The organism is Pseudomonas sp. NPDC087358 (genome assembly GCF_044900785.1).
Lineage (GTDB): Bacteria > Pseudomonadota > Gammaproteobacteria > Pseudomonadales > Pseudomonadaceae > Aquipseudomonas.
The window spans coordinates 94,408-115,319 of sequence record NZ_JBJDOA010000012.1; the positions used below are offsets into that span (position 1 = coordinate 94,408).

Annotated in this window: 23 protein-coding genes and 2 pseudogenes; 13 read left to right on the top strand and 12 right to left on the bottom strand. The window is 61.1% G+C overall.

The window, feature by feature from the left end; genetic code table 11:
• Nucleotides 1-34: 34 nt before the first annotated feature.
• Entirely contained in the window at nucleotides 35-943 is a 909-nt protein-coding gene (locus tag ACI2KS_RS23665; protein WP_404623429.1) for an AraC family transcriptional regulator, read from the bottom strand.
• A 113-nt stretch (nucleotides 944-1,056) separates the two neighbouring features.
• Here ACI2KS_RS23665 and ACI2KS_RS23670 point away from each other — a divergent pair, with 113 nt between their 5' ends.
• A complete protein-coding gene (locus ACI2KS_RS23670) occupies nucleotides 1,057-1,398 on the top strand; it encodes a carboxymuconolactone decarboxylase family protein (RefSeq protein WP_274132548.1) in 342 nt (113 codons plus the stop codon).
• Between the two features lie 194 nt (nucleotides 1,399-1,592).
• On the opposite strand, the gene ACI2KS_RS23675 is transcribed toward ACI2KS_RS23670, so the two are convergent.
• Entirely contained in the window at nucleotides 1,593-1,928 is a 336-nt protein-coding gene (locus ACI2KS_RS23675) for a hypothetical protein (protein WP_404623430.1), read from the bottom strand.
• 146 nt (nucleotides 1,929-2,074) lie between these two features.
• Here ACI2KS_RS23675 and ACI2KS_RS23680 point away from each other — a divergent pair, with 146 nt between their 5' ends.
• Nucleotides 2,075-3,028, top strand: coding sequence for an aldo/keto reductase (locus ACI2KS_RS23680; protein WP_404623431.1), 954 nt, complete (start codon nucleotides 2,075-2,077; stop codon nucleotides 3,026-3,028).
• A 256-nt stretch (nucleotides 3,029-3,284) separates the two neighbouring features.
• Nucleotides 3,285-3,743, top strand: coding sequence for a MarR family winged helix-turn-helix transcriptional regulator (locus tag ACI2KS_RS23685; protein WP_404623432.1), 459 nt, complete (start codon nucleotides 3,285-3,287; stop codon nucleotides 3,741-3,743).
• 107 nt (nucleotides 3,744-3,850) lie between these two features.
• Here ACI2KS_RS23685 and pssA read toward each other — a convergent pair whose 3' ends face one another.
• Together pssA and ACI2KS_RS23695 are read right to left on the bottom strand one after the other, a co-directional pair.
• Entirely contained in the window at nucleotides 3,851-5,194 is a 1,344-nt protein-coding gene (gene pssA / locus ACI2KS_RS23690; protein ID WP_404623434.1) for a CDP-diacylglycerol--serine O-phosphatidyltransferase, read from the bottom strand.
• Nucleotides 5,195-5,430: 236 nt separating this feature from the next.
• Complete coding sequence (locus ACI2KS_RS23695; protein WP_404623435.1) at nucleotides 5,431-6,435, bottom strand: NADP-dependent oxidoreductase; 1,005 nt, start codon at nucleotides 6,433-6,435, stop codon at nucleotides 5,431-5,433.
• A gap of 274 nt (nucleotides 6,436-6,709) precedes the next feature.
• On the opposite strand from ACI2KS_RS23695, the gene ACI2KS_RS23700 reads away from it, so the two are divergent.
• From ACI2KS_RS23700 to ACI2KS_RS23720, 5 genes and pseudogenes are all read left to right on the top strand, one after another.
• Complete coding sequence (locus ACI2KS_RS23700) at nucleotides 6,710-7,471, top strand: SDR family oxidoreductase (protein ID WP_404623436.1); 762 nt, start codon at nucleotides 6,710-6,712, stop codon at nucleotides 7,469-7,471.
• Between the two features lie 209 nt (nucleotides 7,472-7,680).
• Nucleotides 7,681-9,153, top strand: coding sequence for a mechanosensitive ion channel domain-containing protein (locus tag ACI2KS_RS23705; RefSeq protein WP_404623437.1), 1,473 nt, complete (start codon nucleotides 7,681-7,683; stop codon nucleotides 9,151-9,153).
• Nucleotides 9,154-9,225: 72 nt separating this feature from the next.
• Nucleotides 9,226-10,155: an LD-carboxypeptidase gene (locus ACI2KS_RS23710; protein WP_404623438.1), complete on the top strand. Its 930-nt coding sequence runs from the start codon at nucleotides 9,226-9,228 to the stop codon at nucleotides 10,153-10,155.
• 349 nt (nucleotides 10,156-10,504) lie between these two features.
• Nucleotides 10,505-11,575 (top strand): annotated as a pseudogene (locus ACI2KS_RS23715) (HAMP domain-containing protein); the annotation flags it as partial.
• A 264-nt stretch (nucleotides 11,576-11,839) separates the two neighbouring features.
• Nucleotides 11,840-12,436 (top strand): annotated as a pseudogene (locus ACI2KS_RS23720) (methyl-accepting chemotaxis protein); the annotation flags it as partial.
• A 128-nt stretch (nucleotides 12,437-12,564) separates the two neighbouring features.
• On the opposite strand, the gene ACI2KS_RS23725 reads toward ACI2KS_RS23720, so the two are convergent.
• Together ACI2KS_RS23725 and ACI2KS_RS23730 are read right to left on the bottom strand one after the other, a co-directional pair.
• Nucleotides 12,565-13,752 carry a benzoate/H(+) symporter BenE family transporter gene (locus tag ACI2KS_RS23725; RefSeq protein ID WP_404623439.1) on the bottom strand — a complete coding sequence of 396 codons (1,188 nt, stop codon included), beginning with the start codon at nucleotides 13,750-13,752 and terminating at the stop codon, nucleotides 12,565-12,567.
• 264 nt (nucleotides 13,753-14,016) lie between these two features.
• The gene (locus ACI2KS_RS23730; RefSeq protein WP_404623440.1) at nucleotides 14,017-14,460 is read right to left on the bottom strand and encodes a MarR family transcriptional regulator; all 444 of its coding nucleotides are present in this window, start codon (nucleotides 14,458-14,460) and stop codon (nucleotides 14,017-14,019) included.
• Between the two features lie 81 nt (nucleotides 14,461-14,541).
• Here ACI2KS_RS23730 and ACI2KS_RS23735 point away from each other — a divergent pair, with 81 nt between their 5' ends.
• The 3 genes from ACI2KS_RS23735 to ACI2KS_RS23745 all read left to right on the top strand — a co-directional run bounded on the left by ACI2KS_RS23735 (nucleotide 14,542) and on the right by ACI2KS_RS23745 (nucleotide 16,896).
• On the top strand, nucleotides 14,542-15,708 hold the full coding sequence (locus ACI2KS_RS23735; RefSeq protein ID WP_404623441.1) for a PLP-dependent aminotransferase family protein: 1,167 nt from the start codon (nucleotides 14,542-14,544) through the stop codon (nucleotides 15,706-15,708).
• A gap of 49 nt (nucleotides 15,709-15,757) precedes the next feature.
• Nucleotides 15,758-16,360, top strand: coding sequence for a glutathione S-transferase family protein (locus ACI2KS_RS23740; RefSeq protein ID WP_404623442.1), 603 nt, complete (start codon nucleotides 15,758-15,760; stop codon nucleotides 16,358-16,360).
• A 149-nt stretch (nucleotides 16,361-16,509) separates the two neighbouring features.
• On the top strand, nucleotides 16,510-16,896 hold the full coding sequence (locus ACI2KS_RS23745; RefSeq protein ID WP_404623443.1) for a lysozyme inhibitor LprI family protein: 387 nt from the start codon (nucleotides 16,510-16,512) through the stop codon (nucleotides 16,894-16,896).
• 72 nt (nucleotides 16,897-16,968) lie between these two features.
• Here the strand turns inward: ACI2KS_RS23745 and ACI2KS_RS23750 are convergent, their stop codons facing one another.
• From ACI2KS_RS23750 to ACI2KS_RS23760, 3 genes are all read right to left on the bottom strand, one after another.
• A complete protein-coding gene (locus tag ACI2KS_RS23750; protein WP_404623444.1) occupies nucleotides 16,969-17,340 on the bottom strand; it encodes a glutathione S-transferase N-terminal domain-containing protein in 372 nt (123 codons plus the stop codon).
• Between the two features lie 78 nt (nucleotides 17,341-17,418).
• Nucleotides 17,419-17,964, bottom strand: coding sequence for a GTP cyclohydrolase I FolE (gene folE, locus ACI2KS_RS23755; RefSeq protein WP_404623445.1), 546 nt, complete (start codon nucleotides 17,962-17,964; stop codon nucleotides 17,419-17,421).
• Nucleotides 17,965-17,986: 22 nt separating this feature from the next.
• Nucleotides 17,987-19,195 carry a tyrosine-type recombinase/integrase gene (locus ACI2KS_RS23760; RefSeq protein ID WP_404623446.1) on the bottom strand — a complete coding sequence of 403 codons (1,209 nt, stop codon included), beginning with the start codon at nucleotides 19,193-19,195 and terminating at the stop codon, nucleotides 17,987-17,989.
• A gap of 313 nt (nucleotides 19,196-19,508) precedes the next feature.
• Between ACI2KS_RS23760 and ACI2KS_RS23765 the strand changes: the two genes are divergently transcribed.
• Nucleotides 19,509-19,784 (top strand): hypothetical protein, encoded by a 276-nt coding sequence (locus tag ACI2KS_RS23765; RefSeq protein ID WP_404623447.1) that lies wholly within the window; start codon nucleotides 19,509-19,511, stop codon nucleotides 19,782-19,784.
• On the opposite strand, the gene ACI2KS_RS23770 is transcribed toward ACI2KS_RS23765, so the two are convergent.
• Nucleotides 19,768-19,968 carry a hypothetical protein gene (locus tag ACI2KS_RS23770; RefSeq protein ID WP_404623448.1) on the bottom strand — a complete coding sequence of 67 codons (201 nt, stop codon included), beginning with the start codon at nucleotides 19,966-19,968 and terminating at the stop codon, nucleotides 19,768-19,770. The two genes, ACI2KS_RS23765 and ACI2KS_RS23770, sit on opposite strands and share 17 nt — an antisense overlap.
• Nucleotides 19,969-20,057: 89 nt before the next feature.
• On the opposite strand from ACI2KS_RS23770, the gene ACI2KS_RS23775 reads away from it, so the two are divergent.
• Entirely contained in the window at nucleotides 20,058-20,339 is a 282-nt protein-coding gene (locus ACI2KS_RS23775; protein WP_404623449.1) for a hypothetical protein, read from the top strand.
• Here the strand turns inward: ACI2KS_RS23775 and ACI2KS_RS23780 are convergent.
• A complete protein-coding gene (locus tag ACI2KS_RS23780; RefSeq protein ID WP_404623450.1) occupies nucleotides 20,326-20,619 on the bottom strand; it encodes a hypothetical protein in 294 nt (97 codons plus the stop codon). The two genes, ACI2KS_RS23775 and ACI2KS_RS23780, sit on opposite strands and share 14 nt — an antisense overlap.
• On the bottom strand, nucleotides 20,606-20,827 hold the full coding sequence (locus ACI2KS_RS23785) for a CopG family ribbon-helix-helix protein (protein ID WP_404623451.1): 222 nt from the start codon (nucleotides 20,825-20,827) through the stop codon (nucleotides 20,606-20,608). Before ACI2KS_RS23785 ends, ACI2KS_RS23780 begins: the two co-directional genes overlap by 14 nt.
• Nucleotides 20,828-20,912: the final 85 nt, after the last annotated feature.

Below are 20,912 nucleotides of genomic sequence, written 5' to 3' on the forward strand. Positions count from 1 at the left end.
GGACCCTCGCCCCCGACCTGCGACTACGCACGAATCAGCGTTCCAGGCTGCGCCGCAGCTGCCCCGGCGCCAAGCCATAGGTGTCCTTGAACACTTTGCTGAAGGCCGCCTGGGATTGATAACCCACCTGCGCGGCGATGTCGCTCAGACCGCTTTGTGAACGGCTCAGCAAGCCATAGGCCATTTGCATGCGCACCTGGGTGAGCAGGGTCCAGGGTGAGCTGCCGCTGAGCTTGCCGAAGGCGCGCATGAAGGTCGCCCTGGACATGCTCGCCAGGTCGGCCAGGGCCTCGATGGTCCAGTCATGGGCCGGCTCTGCGAGCATCGCCTGCCAAGCGCGCCCCAGACGTTTGTCACCGAGCAAGGCCAGGCTGCCTGCGTGCTGCGGTGACTGTTGCAGGTGCGCCCGCAGCACCAGGGTAAACAGCGCCGCAGTCAGGGCATTGACCATGAACCGGCCGCCTGCCTGATCGCCGTCCGCCTCACTGCGCAGCAACGCCACCAGCGAGGGCAGGGGATCGGTGCTGCTGAGGACCTGAGTGGAAATCAACAGGTGGTCGGGCAGCGATGAAAACAGCAGGGAGTCGCGCTGATAGACAAAACGCCCACAGAGCAAGTCCAGTTCGACGCCGTCACCAAAGCGCTGCACCGGCAGCAGGCCGCCTTGCTGCAGCTGCGGTTGGGTCGCCGCCACGCGCTGCCCACCGCTGAGCAGCAGATGGCTGCTACCGCCGGGCAAGACGAAGATATCGCCGGCTGACAGCTTGATCCGGCGACCGCCCGGCAGTTCGACCCGGCATTCGCCAGCCAGCACCACGTGATAGGGCGCGATGCCGCCGGGCTCCTGCTCGTGATCCAGCGCCCAGTCGCCCTGGAACTGGCAACGCAGGTCAAGACTGCCGCGCACGTTGGCTAGACTGATGAGGGTGTCGATGGCGTTCATATGCGACTTTCGGACAAAGAAATGAGCCAAACGAGCAAGTTACCCGAACGCCGTTGGCGGACACTATTTGTGTTCCCGGCGCAGTCTAGTCGCCGCTCTCAGGAGATACCACCATGTTCAGCAATTGGTCCGACCTTGTTTCCACCATCAAGCAATCCTTCGGCTCGTTGTCCAAATCCAACCCGAAAATGGTCAAGGCCTACATGGCTCTGGGCGATGCGGCTGCGGAAAACAATGTACTCGATGCCAAGACCCGCGAGTTGATATCCATCGCCGTGGCCATCACCACCCGCTGCGACGGCTGTATCGGCGCCCACTCCGAAGCCGCCATCGCAGCCGGCGCTACCCGCGAGGAAGTGGCTGCGGCCCTGGCCACCGCCATTTCCTTGAATGCCGGCGCTGCGTACATCTACTCGATGCACGCGCTGGAAGCGTATGACGCGCTGAAGAAGTAATCGGGTCAGGACCCTGATCGCTCCGGTGCATCAGGCGGACCGCGTTGGCAAGGTTGACTGCCGCTTCGCGGCAGATCGCCAGCAAGCTTGCTCCAGGTTTGCGGCGTACCGCCATGCTGCGACCCCATACCATGCCCTGTAGCAACACCCCGCATTGGCGGGGTTTACCGCTGGCCGTTCAACCCCGCCAGGCATCAGCCCATCGCGGCCTGCCCCGAGCCTCTTTCGGCCGGATAAAATTCTCCCCTTAGCCCCAATGCCCGCAGGCGGTCGCGCACCAGGGTTTCCATGTCCAGTACCTGCTTTGTATCATCGATGTCATCAACCACCAGCCACAGCACCTTCACGTTCTGGTCGTGAGTGCCTTCGCTTAGCATGTCGTGGGTGGCGATCTGCTCGGCGCGCCACAGGCACAATACATCCTCCTTGTGGTCGTCACCGGCCAGCGCCTGCGGCGTGGTCAGCCGGACTTCTGCGTACGGCCGCAGGTCCGCTTCGGCAAGTTCTTTCAGGGTGATCAGTGTTTTCATTTCGTCGGCTCCGTGATCTGTGCTTCAGTTGTGACGTGCGGCAAGCGTTGAGTGTTCCCGCGATCTTCGCCGGTGGAGCAAAGGCCCGTTGAACCGATGCCGGTCTGGAACAGTCGATCACTCATTGCCTGCTCAGGAGTTTCCCCATGACCGAGTCGGGCCTGTTTACCCGTAGACGGCTGCTCACGCTGGCTGCGTGCGCATCTGCGGCGCTGGCGCTCGAGGGCAGGGCGGCGCAGGTGATGTCCGACGCGCGGTCCGACCCACAAGGAGACGCCAAAATGCTTACCCGCAACATACCGTCCACTGACGAAGCGCTGCCGATGATCGGCGTCGGTACCTATCGCGGCTTCGATGTCGAACCGGGCAGCGACGCCTACAAGCTCCTGCCACAGGTGATCGACGAGCTGTTTCGGGCAGGTGGTATCGTTATCGACAGCTCGCCGATGTACGGCCGCGCCGAACAGACCACCGGGGAGTTGCTGTCGATTCACCAACCCCGTTCGCCTGCGTTCCTCGCCACCAAGGTCTGGACCCGTGGCCGTGAAGCAGGCATCGCCCAGATGGAGGAGTCCTTTCGTCTGCTGCAGACCGAGCGCATCGACCTGATGCAGATCCACAACCTGCTGGACTGGAAAATCCATCTGCCGACCCTGCGTCAATGGAAGGAGCAGGGCCGTATCCGTTACATCGGCATCACTCACTACACACCCTCGGCCTATGACGAGGTCGAAGCCATGATCAGGGCTGAGCCTCTGGACTTCCTGCAGATCAACTATGCGCTGGATGACCGGGGCGTGGAGAAACGATTGCTGCCCTTGTGCCGGGAGCGTGGGGTTGCGGTCATCTGCAATCGCCCGTTTGGCGGTGGTGGCTTACTCGCGCGCCTGCGGGACAAACGCTTGCCAGGTTGGGCAGGCGAGGTGCAGGCCAGCAGTTGGGCGCAGTTGGCGCTGAAATTTCTGATCTCCCACCCGGCGGTGACGTGTGCGATTCCAGGGACTGGTAATCCTCGCTACATGAAAGAGAATGCCGCTGCCGCCATGGGGCCTTTGTTGACCGATGCACAACGCCAGCAACTGATTGCGTTGGTGGGATAGGACAAGCGATTTTACACAGCGGGTCTGGACTCTGACCGCAGACCTTCCATGGCCTTCTAACCGAAGCAACATCGCGCTGAGCCTGACTTTCCGACTAACCCGCCTTGCCGGCAAGGCGAACCCTGTAGCGCCGCCGCGGCCTCTGATGAAGGTCGCCGGCAGGCCGAACAACACCGGCACCGCCCCGATGATTCCCCTCCCTGCGCGCAACCGTTAATGTACCCACCTCTAACACCCTCTCGCTGACGAGTCATCCGTGTCCACTGACAACACTTCCAATAATAATCAGGACTACACCTTTTCCGAGCAGGTCGGCCACCTGCTGCGCAAGGCTTATCAGCGGCATCTGGCGATTTTCCAGCAGAACGTCGGTGAGTCGCAGCTTACGGCCGTGCAGTTTGTCACCCTGTGTGCACTGCGTGACCACGGTCCCAGCTCGCAGACCGAACTGGTCAGGGCCACGGCTGTGGACCAGGCAACCATTCGCGGCATCGTCGAGCGGCTCAAGGCGCGCGACCTGATCAGCCTCGAGCCGGACCTGCAGGATGGGCGCAAGGTCATCTGCAGCCTGACGGCCAGCGGCCTGACCCTGGTCCAGGACACCGTGCCGCGTGCCGCGCGGATCACTGAAATAACCCTGAGCAAGCTCAACCCGGCCGAGCGCGTGGCGATGTTGTACCTGCTGCGCAAATTGATTGATGAGCCTGAAGATTAAAGCTGGCGCGCCACTGGTGCAGTGACGGGCACCTGATTCTGGCCGAATGGCGTGGGTGCGCTGCTTGCAGGTGATCCGCCGGGCATCGGCAGCGTTGCGGCCATCGCTCAGAGAATCCGGTACAGCAGCCGTTCGACCCGAACCCGGCTGACCCGGCGCAGGAAGGTACGCACGCCAAGCGGGTACTCGCTCAAGGTATCGAGCTCATCGAACTTGCCGACGCGGTGAGTGTTGCGCATCAGCATGTCCAGTTCTTCAGCGCGCGGCTTGAGCCACTGGCCCTTGGGGTCGTCGATCAGTACCGCGTTTTCCAGATCCAGCTGGAAAGCCCGCGGGTTGAGGTTGTTGCCGGTCAACAGGGTGTAGCGCTCGTCGGCCCACAGGCCCTTGAGGTGATAGGTGTTGTCGCCGTCTTTCCACAGATGAATGTTCAGGCGATGCTTGTCCACAGCGGTCTGATGTTTCTGCATGAACCGGCGCAGGCTGATTTCATACAGGTAGGGCAGTGCAGAGATGACCTTGAACGGCTCCTCTGGCGGGATGAAAAAGTCGTTGGCGGTCTTGTCGCCGATGATGATATCGATCTTCACCCCACGCTTGAGCGCACGGTTGATCTCGCGCTTGACCGACAGCGGCATGTTGAAATACGGCGTACACAGGGTCAGCTGCTCACCGGTGGCGGCGATCAGGTCGCAGATCACCTTGCTGAGCGGGTTTTTGTTGCCGATCCCCAGCAGCGGGATCAGGCGCAACTCGCCGTTTTCCCGGACACCCTCATTGATGTCGTAACTGGCACGCTTGAGGCGCTGACGAAACTGACGGATTTCCCCGCGCAGGCTGCGCGAGGTTGGCGGCGAGGGCAGGTCCAGCCGATGCACGGCTTCGGACGGCAGGATGTGCTCTTGCACCAGACGCTGAAACGAATCGGCCAGGCTCTTGTTTTCCAGCAGCTGGTAACGATCCAGGCGGTACTTGCCCAGCTTGTGCAGGTAGACGTTGTTGATGCTGGCGCCGGTGTACAGCACGCAGTCGTCGATAACGCTGCCCTTGAGGTGCAACACGCCGAACAGTTCGCGGGTCTGTACCGGTACGCCGTAGATCGGCACTTCCTGATCGTGCTCCAGGTTCTGCGCCTGATACCACGCCGAGTTGCCCGCCTGCTTGCCGGCGCCGATCAGCCCGCGCTGGGCCCTGAACCAGTCCACCAGGACCACGATGTCCAGCGTCGGCCGGGCGGCCTTGGCGGCATACAGCGCGTCGAGGATTTCCTGGCCGGCTTCGTCCTGTTGCAAGTACAGGGCGACGATGTAAATGCGTTGAGTCGCCGAGGCGATTTTCTCAAGCAGCGTACGGCGATAGTCGGCGGCGCCCGCAAGGATGGTGATCGCCGCGCTGGACGACTCGAAGCCGCGCAACGCTGCCAGGGTAGAACGTCGGAAAGGAGCCCGCATAAGCCTCTCAATGGTCAAATCAACAGCGCAAGAGCTTACACCAGAGTGCGCCTTCTGGTGGTTTTGGCAGCAGTATCGTTGAGTTGTTCAGCGTGATTTCAGCAAGCGCGGTGTCCGTCTTGTCGACAGAGCCCCCTGTAGGAGTGAGCTTGCTTGCGATTGATGTCTGTCTGCCAACATAGCCGTGGCAGATAGAGCCCAATCGCGAGCAAGCTCACTCCTACAAGGGAAAGGGGTTAAACCTTGAGCACCAGCTTGCCGCTGTTCTCCCCCTTGAACAGCATCTGCAGGGTTTCGGGGAAGGTTTCCAGGCCTTCGACGATATGCTCCTTGCTCTTGAGCTTGCCCTGGGCCAGCCATCCGGCCATTTCCTGGCCTGCTCTGGCGAAGTGTTCGGCGTGATCCATGACCACAAAACCTTCCATGCGCGCGCGATTGACCAACAGCGAGAGGTAGTTGGCCGGACCCTTGACCGCCTCTTTATTGTTGTACTGGCTGATGGCGCCGCAGATCACCACGCGAGCCTTGAGCGCCAGGCGGGTCAGCACCGCGTCGAGGATATCGCCGCCGACGTTGTCGAAATACACGTCCACACCTTTCGGACACTCGCGCTTCAACGCCGCGTGGATGTCCTCGTTCTTGTAATCGATGGCCCCATCGAAGCCGAACTCGTCGATCAGGGTCTGGCATTTGTCCTTGCCGCCTGCGATGCCGATCACCCGGCAGCCTTTGATCTTGGCGATCTGTCCGGCGATGCTGCCCACGGCGCCCGCGGCACCGGAGATCACCACGGTTTCGCCGGCTTTGGGCTGGCCGACTTCCAGCAAAGCGAAATACGCCGACATGCCGGTCATGCCGAGCGCGGCCAGGTACACCGGCAACGGCACAAGCCTGGGGTCGACCTTGTTGAAACCCTTGGGCTCTCCAACGAAATAGTCCTGCACGCCCAGCACGCCCTGGACGTAGTCACCTTCGGCGAATTTCGGGTTTTGCGATTCGATGACCTTGCCGACCCCCAATGCGCGCATCACGGCGCCCAGTTCTACTGGCGCGATGTAGGACTTGCCCTCGTTCATCCAGCCGCGCATGGCCGGGTCCAGCGACAGGTATTCGCTCTTCACCAAAATCTGTCCCGGCGCCAGGTCCGCAACCGGGACGGTCTGATAGGTGAAGTCATCACGCCCGGCAGCGCCCACGGGACGGCGGGCAAGAAGAAATTGACGGTTATTCAAAGCGGTCATGGCAGGTTCTCTGTGGAAGGGGTTGGGGAGCAACAGGCGGCTCGCAGAGGATATGCAGTGATAGACCCGGTTCAGGGTCAGGGCAAGCAAACCCCATGGAGCGAATGCGCGTCGATCCATTCAGATGATGTCTTGCGCAGGCTTCATCACCGCCACGCATGACCCCGTAACCGGGGCTTTGATAGTGCTGACCCGGGCGCATCGAGCCTGACTAAACTGCGGCGCTACGGGCAGCACGCCTTTCCTAATAAAAAGCACAACACAGGACGATCCCATGAGCATGACTTTTTCCGGCCAGGTAGCCCTGGTCACCGGCGGCGCTGCAGGCATCGGCCGGGCCACGGCGCTGGCGTTCGCCGAACAGGGTCTGAAGGTGCTGGTGGTGGATCTGGACAGCGACGGCGGTGAAGCCACCGCTGAGCTTGTGCGTCAGGCAGGCGGCGATGCATTGTTCCTGCGCTGTGACGTCACCCGGGAAGTCGATGTGCAGCAGATGATGATCAGGGCCGTTGAGGTGTTCGGTCGGGTGGACTACGCCTTCAACAACGCCGGGATCGAAATCGAGAAGGGCCGTCTGGCCGAAGGCAGTGAAGCCGAGTTCGACGCGATCATGGGCGTCAACGTCAAAGGCGTCTGGCTGTGCATGAAATACCAGTTGCCAGTGATGCTGGCCCAAGGCGGGGGCGCCATCGTCAACACGGCGTCGGTAGCCGGGCTTGGCGCCGCGCCGAAGATGAGTATCTACGCAGCTTCCAAGCACGCGGTGATCGGCCTGACCAAATCGGCGGCCATCGAGTACGCGAAGAAAAATATCCGGGTCAACGCGGTATGCCCGGCGGTGATCGACACCGACATGTTCCGCCGCGCCCATGAAGCCGACCCGCGCAAGGCCGAATTCGCCGCCACCATGCACCCGGTGGGGCGCATCGGCAAGGTCGAGGAAATCGCCGCTGCCGTGCTGTACCTGTGCAGCGACGGTGCTGCGTTTACCACGGGGCATTCATTGGCGGTGGACGGCGGGGTTACAGCATTCTGATTCGGCAGATCCGCTGGCGCATTGCTGTGGGCCCAGGGGCCGCGAGGGTGGCATTTGCTGACACACTGCATGCCCGGTAGCCGTCCGGCTTGCCAGCGGTCGCGATCTCAAGGTCGTCACCGCCGGCAAGGCGTGCGGCTGCATGCCGGTCTTTGCTGAGGCGGTATGTCAGCTAAGCTCCTTGGGCTGTTCACCCTTCGGGAGCTTCGATGGATCATCTGTGGTTCGCCTATCCATTACTCAGTGCCGCGGTGCTGATGATCATCGATCTGCTGCTCTGGCAGTGGATGCACCCCAGGTTGCTGCGACGCAAACTGGCCTGTCGGCTGGTGCTGTTCGTGCTGTTCAGCATGGCCCTGCTCGATGGCGGGCTGAGTCCGCTGTACCCGGTGCCGATCGAGTGGTCGGTACCGCGTCATGTATTGGCAACGATCCTGACCATTGCCTGGTGGCTGTTCGGCGCGCGTACGCTGACCGTGCTGGCCATCGTGGTCATGGAGCCGCGCATCGGTGGCAAGGGCCATTTGTTGCAGGATGTCATGGGCGCGATCATCTTCCTGGTCGCAGCGGTGGCGGCGGCCGGTTACGTGCTCGATCTGCCGGTCAAGGGGCTGTTGGCAACGTCCGGGGCAGTGGCGATCATCTTCGGCCTGGCGGTGCAGAGCACATTGGGCGATGTGTTTTCCGGGATCGTGCTCAACGCCACCAAGCCTTTCCGGGTCGATGACTGGATTCGCGTCGACGATATCGAAGGCAAGGTCATCGAAATCGACTGGCGCTCCACCCATCTGCTGACCTCCGAAGGCAGCATGGCGGTGATTCCCAACGCCATGGCGGCCAAGACCCGTATCGTCAATTTCAGCCGTCCCGACCATTTCCACTCTGTCACCCTGAGCATCGAACTGCCTGCGCGTCTGCGCCCCAGCCTGGTCCTGGATTCGCTGGACAAGGCCCTGCAAGGCTGCCGTGAACTGCTCGCCCAGCCCAAGGCGTCGGCGGTGGTGGTCAAGTCCGGGTTGCGCAGCGTCGAGTACGAGGTCACCGGCTATGTGAAGTCCCGAGACCGGCGCTCTGCCGTGCGCAATCAGTTGTTTGACCTGATTCACCGGCAACTGGCCTCCACCGAAACCCGACACGATCAATCGCGTCCCTCCACCCGGCAATCGGCGGTACTGAACACGGTCGGTGCGCTGCGCATGCTCAGCGACGACGACCGTGGCCAACTTGAGCAGCACATGCGCCTGAGTGCGTACTCGGCCAAGGACGTGGTGTTGGCCGAGGGCGTAGTGCCTGACGCGCTGTACATTATCGAGTCCGGCGTGCTGTCTGCCTCGGTGCAGCGCCCGGAAGGCTGGCTGGAAGTCGGGCGCATGGGCCCGGGCGAGCTGATTGGCGAGACCGGCTTTGTCGACGCCACCCCGACCATGGCGCGTTTCTGCGCCTACACTGATTGCATGATCTACCGGATTGAAAAAGCAGACCTGGAGCCTTGGCTGCAACAACACAGCGAGCTGATCGGCGCACTGGCCGGGCTTGCGAAGTTTCGCCTCAAGGCCCGGGCCTCGTTGCTGGAAATCAAGCCGGTGACCAGCGACCCCGCAGGATTCATCGGCTGGCTGCGCAAGAGTGTCACGCGCTTTCAGGTCCCTCGCGGGCCAGGTCCGACTGACAAGATGAGTTGATCCGGCCTCTGGATTCATGTCAGTGAGTGCTCTACATTGCCTGTTCATTTGAAAGCCCGCCGAGTTGTCCAGATGTCTGCGTTGCGCCCGACCCTTCACCCTGCCGTCCTGCGTGCTGGCGATGCCGTTGCCCTGGTATCGCCAGCCGGTCCCGTTGCTCAAGCCAGGGTTCAGGCGGCAGTACGCGAGCTGACCTCCTGGGGCCTGCGCCCGCGGGTTTATCCCCATGCGCTGGACGCCGAAGGCTTTCTGGCCGGCAGCGACGCCGATCGCGTGAGCGATCTGAATGACGCGCTGGCCGATCCGGAAATCCGTGCGGTGCTGTGCAATCGTGGCGGTTATGGCGTGCAACGTATCCTCCAGCAGGTGGATTACGACGCCGTACGCCGTGATCCGAAACTGGTGGTGGGCTTTTCCGACATCACCGCCTTGCACGCCGCGCTCTGGTGCAAGACGGGGCTGGTCACCGTGCATGGACCCGTGGCGGCGCAACTGGAGCGCGGCGGGACGTTCGCCAGCACGCTCAAGCATGCCCTGATGAGCGCCGAGCCGATGCTGGTGCATGCCGATCCCGGCGAGCCGACCTTCAGCGTGCGCACCTCGGGGGTGGCGAACGGCCTGTTGCTGGGCGGCAACCTGAGCATGCTCAGTACCTGTGCAGGCACCCCGTTCATGCCGGACCTGGAAGGCGCGATCCTGCTGATCGAGGACGTCGGCGAGCTGGCTTACCGGGTCGATCGCCTGCTGACGCATCTGGGTAACTGCGGGATTCTCCAACGTCTGGCCGCAATCGCCGTCGGCCAGTTCAGCGAGCCGGGCCACGGCAATAATCCGGTCAAGCCTGCCGACGTGCTGAACGAACGCCTCGGCGGTCTGGGCATTCCCGTGCTGGGCGGTTTGTCCATCGGCCACGGCGACTGCAATCTGGCGGTGGCGCTGGGCAGTCAGGCGCTGCTCGATGCCGACCGCGGCACCCTCACCGTAGCCCCGGCAGCCCGCTGAGTTCCTGAGCGCGGGCGTTACCGGGGCACAGCCTCGCAGCCCAATTGAGGTTTTGCGCCGTCCTGGCGCGTTACCTTTGGTCGCATTGGTCGCATATTCACAGCCGCTACAGCGCAGTGGTGGCTGTTGAAGATCCCGGCGCCGCCGATAACCATTCTGGAAGCGACCTTGGCGTAGCTAATTGCCATTATTGCGACGTCAAAGACTTGTTTTGCTGCCCAGCCGTTGCGAATCTGCACGAAAATTGAATGGCCGTGCTGGACATGGCCTCGTTGTGTGCGCCTTTTAGCTGTAATGGGGGACTGACCGTATGATTTGGGCCGTGCAAACGCGTTTCGCCAATCTCGGGATGGCAAAGAAACTGGCAATCGGTTTCATGCTGGTGCTGTTGCTGACGGCTCTGGTCGCCGCCATCGGGGTCTGGTCACTGCGCTCGATCAGCGTGCATTTCGACAGTCTCAAGCAAATGACCGCACTCAATACCGATCTGAACCGCGTGCGCCTGCTGGAGCAGGACTTCGCCCTGCACAGCGACCCCAAGACGGTCGATGACCTGCACGCGCGGCTGGATGCACTCAGTGCCCAGGCTGAACAACTCAAGTCCAGCTCGGCGGTCAACCTGCAGCTCATGAGCCAGGTGCAGGAGGCGCTGGCGGCTTATCGCAAATCCTTCGACCAATTCGTCAGCATCAGCCAGAGCAAGGATCTGGCGCTGGAAATGGCCAGCTGGTCGGTGTCCAGCGTGGCCAATAACCTTGATGTGCTGCAGGCCGGCCTGGCAGACGACGGTGCCTACAGCCTCAAGGACTCCCAAGGCCAGCAGGGCGCGGAGTTCATCGAACAGTCGACCCAGGTCAGCCAGATTTCCAGACTGATGATGCAGGCCATGGACGAGGCGCGGGTGCGTCTGGACAAGAGCCGCAAGACCGGCTCCGGCGAAGAGGCCAAGACTGGCAAGATCGAACAGGCGGTACAGGCTCAGGAGCTCGCCGAGCAGCTCAAGGGTGTGATCAAGGACGCCGGTTATCTCACCGTATTGACCGAAGTGGGCGGGCATATCACCAACTTCGGCGACAAACTCAATGAATACACCGGGCTGCTGGCTGACGAGGCCAAGGTGTCGCAGCAGCTGGCGGCCAACGCCAAGACCGTCGTGCAGCAAGTCAATCAGGCCTACGACGCCGAGGACCAGTCGATGGTCGCCGAGCTGCAGGCCAACTCGCTGAAGATCATCGGTTCCTCGGTTCTGGCGTTGTTGGTGGGCCTGATTGCGGCGTTGATCATTACCCGCATCATTGTTGCGCCGCTGCGCAGTGTGATCGCCACGGCCCAGCGCATCGCTTCCGGCGATTTGAGCGGCACGGTGAAGGTCACGCGCAAGGATGAAATCGGTCAGTTGATGCAGGCCATGCAGCAGATGGGTGCCGGGCTGAGCGGCATGGTCAGCGGTTTGCAGGCGGGCATCGAGCAGCTGGCAAGCTCCGCGCATTCGCTGTCGGCCGTCACTGAGCAGACCAATCTGGAAGTCAGCACTCAGAAAGAAGAGACCGAGCAGGTCGCCACGGCCATGAACCAGATGACCGCCACTGTGCATGATGTTGCGCGCAACGCCGAAGAAGCGGCGCAGGCCGCGCAGACGGCCGACAGCAAGGTCGACAGCGGCCAGGCGGTTGTGCGCCAGAGCATGCAACGCATCGAGCAACTGGCGACGTCAGCGAGTTCGGCCAGCAACAGCATCGAGAATCTGAGTGCCGAAATCCACAACATCGGCAAGGTGCTGGGTGTGATCAAGAGCGTGGCTGAACAGACCAACCTGCTGGCGCTCAACGCGGCCATCGAAGCTGCGCGTGCCGGCGAGCAGGGCAGGGGCTTTGCCGTGGTCGCCGATGAGGTACGGGCCCTGGCCAAGCGCACCCAGCAATCGACCGAAGAAATCGAGCGCCTGGTCATCAGCCTGCAAAACGGTGCGCAGGCCTCGGTGGCGCAGATCCAGAGCAGTGGCGAACTGGTCAAGCTGGCGGTCAGCGACGCACTGCAAACCGAAAGCGCGCTGGGCAGCATTGCCGCGGCGGTGTCGTTGATCCAGCAGATGAACCAGCAGATCGCGGCTGCCGCCGAAGAGCAGAGTTCGGTGGCCGAAGAGATCAACCGCAGTGTCACCAGCATCCGCGCCAGCGCCGATCAGTCAGCCCTGGCCATGCAAGGCAACGCCGCTTCGAGCATCCAGCTGGCATCGCTGGGCATGGAGTTGAAGGGGATGGTGGGGCATTTCAGGTTGTAAGCGATGCCTTTCGATCAATTCATGGAGCAGTCCGGCTTGCCGGCGGTAGCGATTTCAAGGACGCCACCGCCGGCAAGCCGGACTGCTACAGAGAATGCGGTGTGTCTGGCTCCTGCAATGGATCGATATCACTTGCGATAGTTGAGAATCAGCAACGTCAAAACCCCCGCCACAATTCCCCAGAACGCCGAGCCGATGGAAAACAGCGTCAGCCCTGATGCGGTGACCATGAAGGTGATCAGCGCCGCCTCACGCTCCTTCGGTTGGTTCATGGCCACCGTCAGGCCATTGATGATCGAGCCGAACAGCGCCAGTGCGGCAATCGACAGCACCAACTCCTTCGGAAACGCCGCGAACAGCGCAGCCAGCGTTGCGCCGAAGACTCCGGCGATGGCGTAGAAAATCCCGCACCAGATGGCCGCCGTATAGCGCTTGGCATGATCTTCATGGGCATGCGGGCCGGTGCAGATCGCCGCGCTGATGGCCGCCAGGTTGATCCCGTGGGCACCGAAGGGCGCGGTGATCAGCGAAGCGAGGCCGGTGGCGGTGATCAACGGTGAAGCCGCAACCGTGTAGCCGTCAGCGCGCAGCACCGCAATGCCCGGCATGTTCTGTGAGGTCATGGCGACCACGAACAGGGGAATGCCGATGCTGATGGTTGCGCCAAGGGAAAACGCCGGGGTGGTCCAGACCGGCATGGCGACCTCAAGCGCAAAGCCGCTGAAGTCGAGCAGCCCGAGCATGGCCGACAGCGCCACCCCGACCAGCAAGGTGACCAGCACGGCATAGCGCGGCGAGTAGCGTTTGACGATCAGGTAGGTGAAGAACATGCCCAGTACCAGGCCGGTGCGATGCTGCGCGGCAACGAAAATCTCGCTGCCGATCTTGAACAGAATCCCGGCCAGCAAGGCTGCGGCCAGTGATGTGGGCAGGCGTTTGACCAGGCGTTCGAAGCTGCCGGTGACGCCGCAGATGATCACCAGAATCGCGCAGGTGATGAATGCGCCGATGGCTTCGGGGTAGGCCACGCCGCCCAGACTTGTGATCAGCAGCGCCGCCCCGGGCGTTGACCAGGCCACGGTGATCGGCGAGCGATAACGCAGCGACAGGCCAATGCTGCAGACCGCCATGCCCATGAACAGCGCCCAGATCCACGAGGAAATCTGCGCCGAACTCAGGCCCGCGGCCTGGCCGGCCTGGAACATCAGCACCAGCGAACTGGTAACGCCGGTCATCATGGCGATGAACCCGGCAACGATGGCTGAGGGCGAGGAGTCGGTCAGCGGGCGCAAGGGTATGTGAGTCGCGTCAGTCATGCGGTCTATCCTTGGAAACGGCAGTGTGAACAGAGCTGCAAGCCTATACGCAGTTGTCACAATTGGTTGCGATACAGCCATACGCGCAATAGTCGGCACAGTTGCACGGAACGCCGCAGTTGTCGGATATGGCCCAGACCTATTGCTGCACGGCTTGCCGGCGCTGGCGTGCTGACAATCGCCACCGCCGGCAAGCCATGCTGCTACGCGAACATTGCGAACCGAGGCTATGGCCTGTATGCACCCTGCTGCCGGCGCAGTCGATCATTTCGCCTTGAATGTATTACCCAACGCCTGATTCACCGCCAGCCAGCCATCCACCGCCTCACGGCCAGCCTCGGCGAACACTCGCTGCAGCAGCTTGACCTGTTCGCGGCGCAGCGACTCCTCGAACTTTCGTCCTTCAGCGGTCAATTGCAGCAGGCGTTTGCGCTTGTCATCTTCGGCGGCGGCGCTGAGCACCAGCTCCATCTCGACCAGCTGACGCAGCGGCGTGTTCAGCGCTTGCTTGCTCACGCCCAGGACGCCGAGCAGCTCCTTGACACTCAGGCCCGGATATCGCGCGATGAAAAACACGATGCGCTGATGCACCCGGCTCAATCCTCGACGGTCGAGCATCTCATCGGCTTTGGCCGTGAACGCCTGGTAGCCATAGAAAAACGCTTCCATGGCGATCTGTTGGGTCGATGAATTTTTAAGGTCAAGCATATTGACGTATCCGGGTTCGGTATCGTAATTTCGGTCAACCAGTTTGACGTATTTCCATTTATTTCCGCCAGTGGTGATCTCATGGCTTTTTCCGAACGCGTCACCCGTCTGAAGAGTTCTCTGATTCGCGAAATTCTCGCCGCCGCCCAGCGCCCGGACATGATGTCCTTCGCCGGCGGCCTGCCAGCCGAGGCCATGTTGCCGCACAGCCAATGGTCGGACATGCCGCGCAGCATTGGTCAGTACGGCATGAGCGAAGGCGAGCCACAACTGCGCGAGGCGCTTGCTGCCCAGGCGCGTGCCTTGGGTATCGACTGCCAGGCGAGCCAGGTGATGATCGTCAGCGGTTCGCAGCAGACGCTGGACCTGGCGGCCAAGCTGTACATCGACCGAGGCACCGAGATTCTGCTGGAAGGCCCGACCTACCTTGCGGCGTTGCAGATATTTCAGCTGTTCGGCGCCGATTGCCTGACCGTGCCGCTGCTGGCCGACGGGCCGGATCTGCAGGTCATGCGTCAGCGCCTGGAGCAACACACGCCAGCGTTCGCCTACCTGATTCCGACGTTTCAGAATCCCTCGGCGGTGCGCTACAGCGAGGGTGCGCGCGACGCGGTGGCGGCGTTGCTGGACGAGTTCGGCGTGACCCTGATCGAAGACGAGCCGTATCGGGAGCTGACCTTCGATGGCGGCAGTGCCCGGCCCATTGTCAGCCGCCTTGCCAAAGCCAGCTGGATCTACACCGGCACCGTGTCCAAGACACTGATGCCGGGTCTGCGTGTCGGTTATCTGATCGCCACGCCCGACCTGTTCCCTCATCTGCTCAAGCTCAAGCAGGCCGCTGACTTGCACACCAACCGCGTTGGACAGTGGCAGGCGTTGCAGTGGATCGGCAGCCAACAGTATCAACAGCACCTGACAGAGTTGCGCGGGTTTTACCGTACCCGCCGGGACCAGTTCGAAGCGGCGCTGCAGCGGCATTTCAGCGATCTGGCGCAGTGGAACAGCCCTCAGGGCGGGCTGTTTTTCTGGCTGACGCTCAAGCAGAAACTCGACACGCGCACGCTGCTCGATACGGCGCTGGGGCAAAACGTCGCATTCATGCCGGGCGAGCCGTTTTTCACCGATCCGGACGCCAATCCCGGCTACCTGCGCCTGAACTTCAGTCACATCGATCCTGCGCGCCTGGACGAGGGGTTGAAACGATTGGCACAGGTCATCCGCCACGCGCAGACCGCCCAGGCGGCCTGATACATTACGCACACGCATCAACGAGCAGGGTTGAGGGGAGAAGCAGCAGATGTACAAAGTTTACGGCGATTACAATTCGGGCAACTGCTACAAGATCAAGCTGATGTTCAGCCTGCTGGGCGCAACCTATGAATGGGTGCCGGTGGATATCCTCAACGGCGAAACCGAGACTGTGGCGTTTCTGGCGAAAAACCCCAACGGCAAGATTCCGGTGCTTGAACTCGAGGATGGCACCTGCCTGTGGGAGTCCAACGCGATTCTCAACTTTCTGGCCGAAGGCACGCCGTATCTGCTGACCGAGCCGCGTCTGCGCACGCAGATGCTGCAGTGGCAGTTCTTCGAGCAATACAGCCACGAACCGGCCATTGCCGTGGCCCGTTTCATTGAGTTTTATCTGGGGTTGCCACAAGAGCGTCTGGAGGAGTATCGCGTGCTGCACAAGCGTGGATACAAGGCGCTGAAAGTCATGGAGCATCAGCTGATGCGTACGCCGTTTTTGGTAGGCGAGCACTTTTCCATTGCTGACATCGCGCTCTACGCCTACACCCATGTCGCGCATCAGGGTGGTTTTGACCTGACGCAGTTCCCGGCTATTGAGCAGTGGCTTGAGCGAATCAGGCAGCAGCCGGGCTATGTCGGCATGCTGGATTGACCCTGAATGAATAAAAAAACCGGCGCTGGCAGCAGTGGCCGGTTTTTTTATGTCTGAAGGTTGAGCGGGATGAAACGCGCCGTTGCGCTGTTTTACCCTGCGCCCCCGTTCATTTTCAGGCCGGGCGATCAATCACAAGGGAGAGTTCGATGCGGTACATGATGATAGCGCTTGGCATGTTCATGGCGTTGGGTATTGGCTGCTCGGCCCAGGCTGAAGACTGCGATGCCAGTCAGGCGTCGATGAATCAGTGCGCGAGCAAGGAATATGCGGCGCTGGATGCCGAGCTGAACACTCAATACAAGACCCAGATGGCCTACCTGACGACCCCGACGCGGAAGAAAGCGCTGCAGGACGCGCAGAAGCAGTGGATTGCGTTTCGCGACGCCGACTGCGCTTATCAGGTCGGCAAGCGCGAGCAGGGCGGTAGCCTGTGGCCGCTCGCCCGGGCGCAGTGCCTGTCGGCGCAGACCAGGGTCCGGGTCGAGCAGTTGAAGGCGTACACCGAGTGTCGCGATGAGGGCTGCCCGCGTTGACGCCGTGTTTGGGCTATGGAAACCGCCAGGGGGCGATTAAGCATCTGTAGGTTTCAGGGGCTGTGAGATCGATCAAACCGCGGAAAAGCGCTGCTCCAGGTAATCGATGATCACCTTGGACTCGTACATCCACACCGTCTGACCGGCCTCTTCGATGCGCAGGCAAGGCACCTTGATCCTGCCGCCTTCGGTCAGCAGCGTCTGGCGGTCCAGCTCGTTGTTCTTGGCATCGCGCAGCGCCACCGGGACGTTGAGTCGGCGCAGCGTGCGGCGGGTCTTTACACAGAACGGGCAGGCCTGGAACTGATACAGGGTCAGATCCTTTGCCGATGCCTCGACCGCTGCCTGCGCTTGGGGCGAACGTTTTTTCCTGGCGGGCCGGGTCAGAAAATCGACCAGAATGACCAGCTGGCCCAGGCCAACCCTCAATGCCTTCATCAACATGCTTGAAACCTCGCTCGGCGGACAGTACCGCCAGACAGCCGCGACAACAGGGCGTCACGGCCTTTCAGGACGCCCGGATCATTTGATCAGGCTGAGGAACTCGGTGCGGGTGGCGGCGTTTTCGCGGAACTCACCCAACATCACCGAAGTGATCATCGAAGAATTCTGCTTTTCGACTCCGCGCATCATCATGCACATGTGCTTGGCTTCGATGACCACGGCCACGCCCAGCGCGCCGGTGACCTGGGAAATGGCTTCGGCGATCTGGCGGCTGAGGTTTTCCTGGATCTGCAGGCGGCGGGCGAACATGTCGACGATCCGCGCGACTTTCGACAGGCCCAGCACCTTGCCACTCGGGATATAGGCCACATGGGCCTTGCCGATGAAAGGCAGCAGGTGGTGTTCGCACAGCGAATACAGCTCGATGTCCTTGACCACGACCATTTCGCTGTTGTCGGAGCTGAACAGCGCACCGTTGGTGACTTCTTCCAGGCTTTGCTGATAGCCGCGGCAAAGATACTGCATGGCCTTGGCCGCACGCTTCGGGGTATCGAGCAGGCCTTCGCGGGAGACGTCCTCGCCGAGTTGACCAAGAATCTCCGTGTAGTTCTGTTCCAGTGTCACAGGGGTGTGTTCCGTAAGGGTTTCAGAGGGGTACTGGTTCAGCCCGTACCAAATTTGTACCAATCATCTTCGTTTCCAGTTTATCCAACTCGCCCCAGTCGGTGCTGGAGTTGATCCACTTGGCATACGTCGACAGCAGCATCTGAACGCTGTGTCCCAGCTGATTGGCAATAAACGCAGGGTTCATACCCGCCATGAGGCACATGGTAGCGTACGTATGCCTGCAGTTGTACTGTCGTCTTCCCCGGATGCCCAGGTCTTCGACGACCACCTTGAAGAATTTATCGGTCAGGCTAGCCTGCTGCAGGTAGTCACTGATCCTCGTCGGCGGGAACACGTACGGCGATTCCTTCCTCATCCGCTTCTTCTGGGACTTGCGCAGCGTAGCGATGTCCTCGGCCACACGGAGGGAGTTTAGCGCCCGGCTGTTAAGCATGACCGTGCGGGCGGCTTTCGTCTTGGTCCGCTCCTCGATGACTTTGTCCACTACGATCCTGCAGACGTGCGCAAGACGCCGCTCCTTGTCTACCTCATCCCAGCGCAGGGCAGCGATCTCGCCTGGGCGCATACCGGTATAGAAGGCGAATTCGAAGTACGCTGCATAGATGGCCGTCGCACCTGTCAAGGTTTCGTACAGGGACGCGATTATCTGATCCGCCTGCTCGACAGTGAATGGGTCGGGGGCTTTCTTCGGGCGCGCCGGTAGCTCGATCGCATCAACGGGATTGCGGGGGATCACGCCGTCAATGACCGCAGATCTGAACATTGCGCCGAGTCGCTGTATTGCCGAACGCTTCACCTCCTGGCTCTGCCACTTCGTTTCAGTGACAACCCGGCGCAGATCCAGCGACGACACATATTCGATTGGCATCGTCGCGAAATACGGCATCCAGTATTTGTTCAGGGAGATCCGGTAATTCTTGCGAGTGCCGTTCACAACCTCGCGTCCGTTCAGCCAAGCCTGGGCATAAGCTCCGAACAGCATCTTCGAGCCATGATGGGAGTGCTTTGAGTTGGGGAACAGCTCGGCGTACCTGTCCGCGTCCAGTACGCCATGCTTCGCGAGGCTGATTACTTGAGCACGTAGATCGGCGGCAGCCTTGATCCCTTTTGGCGTTTGGGGATAGGGGAGGGTTTCGCAGCGTCTCTCACCATTCCAGGTGAACCTGATGCGAACTGAGTTGCCCGCGAATTCCACTCCGGTGGGCAATCCCATTGGCTTTCTAGCCATGCCTCATATCTCCTGATGCTGTAATAGATGCGACCATCGATCTCATTCCAGACGCCTCTTGGGATGATCCCCCGGGCGCGCTTGCCCTGCAGCGCCCTACGCGTGGTGCCGATGAGCTCCGCCATCTTTGCCTCAGGCACTTTGTCCGCGACGTACGGCTCCATATCTTCGGCTGCGGCCATGGCTATTCCTCCTGACGCGTCAGCTTTACTTGTTTGACTGGAAACTGACGCATCAATCGTGGTCCGGCTCTCGCTGGGACTGGCGCCCGACCCGAGCCTGTTCTATCGTTTTCTGGAGCAAAGGAGGCGCCATGCGTAATCGAGGACCGAAATTTCATCAGTGGAACACCAGCGAGCTCAACCCATTTCGTCACACGGCGATCTTGTGGTACGGGGTACAAGTGGACGTGCAGGTTCAGCTCTCCGAGGGCGTGACCCTGATCTTCATCGGTATCTACACGAACACCGGTGATCGTATTTTTGAAGAGTGCTATGGGACTCTTCACCAGGAAAATGAATCGGCAGTGGATTGGGCGATGCAGATGGCCGAGCAGGCCATGAGGGCTCATGTTAATCATGTTGGCTGACCTCCGACTCGGCCACGGTCCGCAACTTCAATGCGATACCGCAGGCGTTTGCGAGGCTGCTTAGCTGGCCCATCGTCGTCTCCGGGTTCTGAAGGGCTTGGCCAAAGCGGATGAGGCGATCGCCGAGTTGGCTCAAGTCGTTTTTTGGGTTCAGGCGCGCCCCAGCTGCGCTGCTGATGGTCATAGATCACCTCGTTTTTTGTGTTGTGGTGGCCTTGAGAGAGGGACGGGCACCGAATCTACTGTTTCAAAGAAAACAGGGAGGAAACAACCATGCGAAAACGTGGATCGGCGTATTGGGAGTGGGCAGATGCCGAGCTGCATGCCATGCAGCACAGCGAGATTCTGCCGGGCGGCGCCCAAATTGATGTCCAAAGTAGGCTGTCTCGCACCGGAGTCATTCAGATGTTCATTGGGGTCTATGCGCGGGACGGCCGGAGCGTGTCCGAACAATACTTCCCGCACCGCGACGGCGAGCGAATTACTGAAGCCCTTGCTTGGGGCGTTAGAGAGGCGACGGCTATCGCGTCGAGTAAGTACGTCAAATGGCAGTGATCGAGAACCCAGATTCATAACTGAAATACCTCCTGATACCTGCGCGGGGTAGGGTGTGCTCGCAGGGTTGGCGCTGCCAGCAGGCCGCTTCGGCAATGACGACCTGGCTTTCCAACTGTTCGGCTCGCTCCACCACATCGCCCTCACTCGCGCCAGCAATGACACCAAGCGAACGACCCACGCCAACCGGCATACCCAGTTTCGCGTACTGCTGAAGGTCTTCGAGGGTCGTGCCGGTGTGTGGGCGCAGCACCAACGTGATTCGATCAGCTGCAGACATGGGCGGTCATCTCATTGGCTCCGGATGCCCTGGCCAGCGCATCGAGCAGCAGGTCCTGACGTTGTTGGCCGTCCAAGTACTGGCGAACAGCGCGGACGAAAATCGTGTTCATCGAGCAGTCAGCAGCGCAGGCCGCGTCGTCGATGCGATCACGCAGGTCATCCGGCAGGCGGACAACGAACTTTGGAACACTCCTTGATTCGGACATTTTCATTTCTCCAGGCAGGCCGAGGGCGTGCCGATTGACTGGGCTTTCTTGAAAGTTGTGATCTTGCTATGTGTTACTTCGGAGC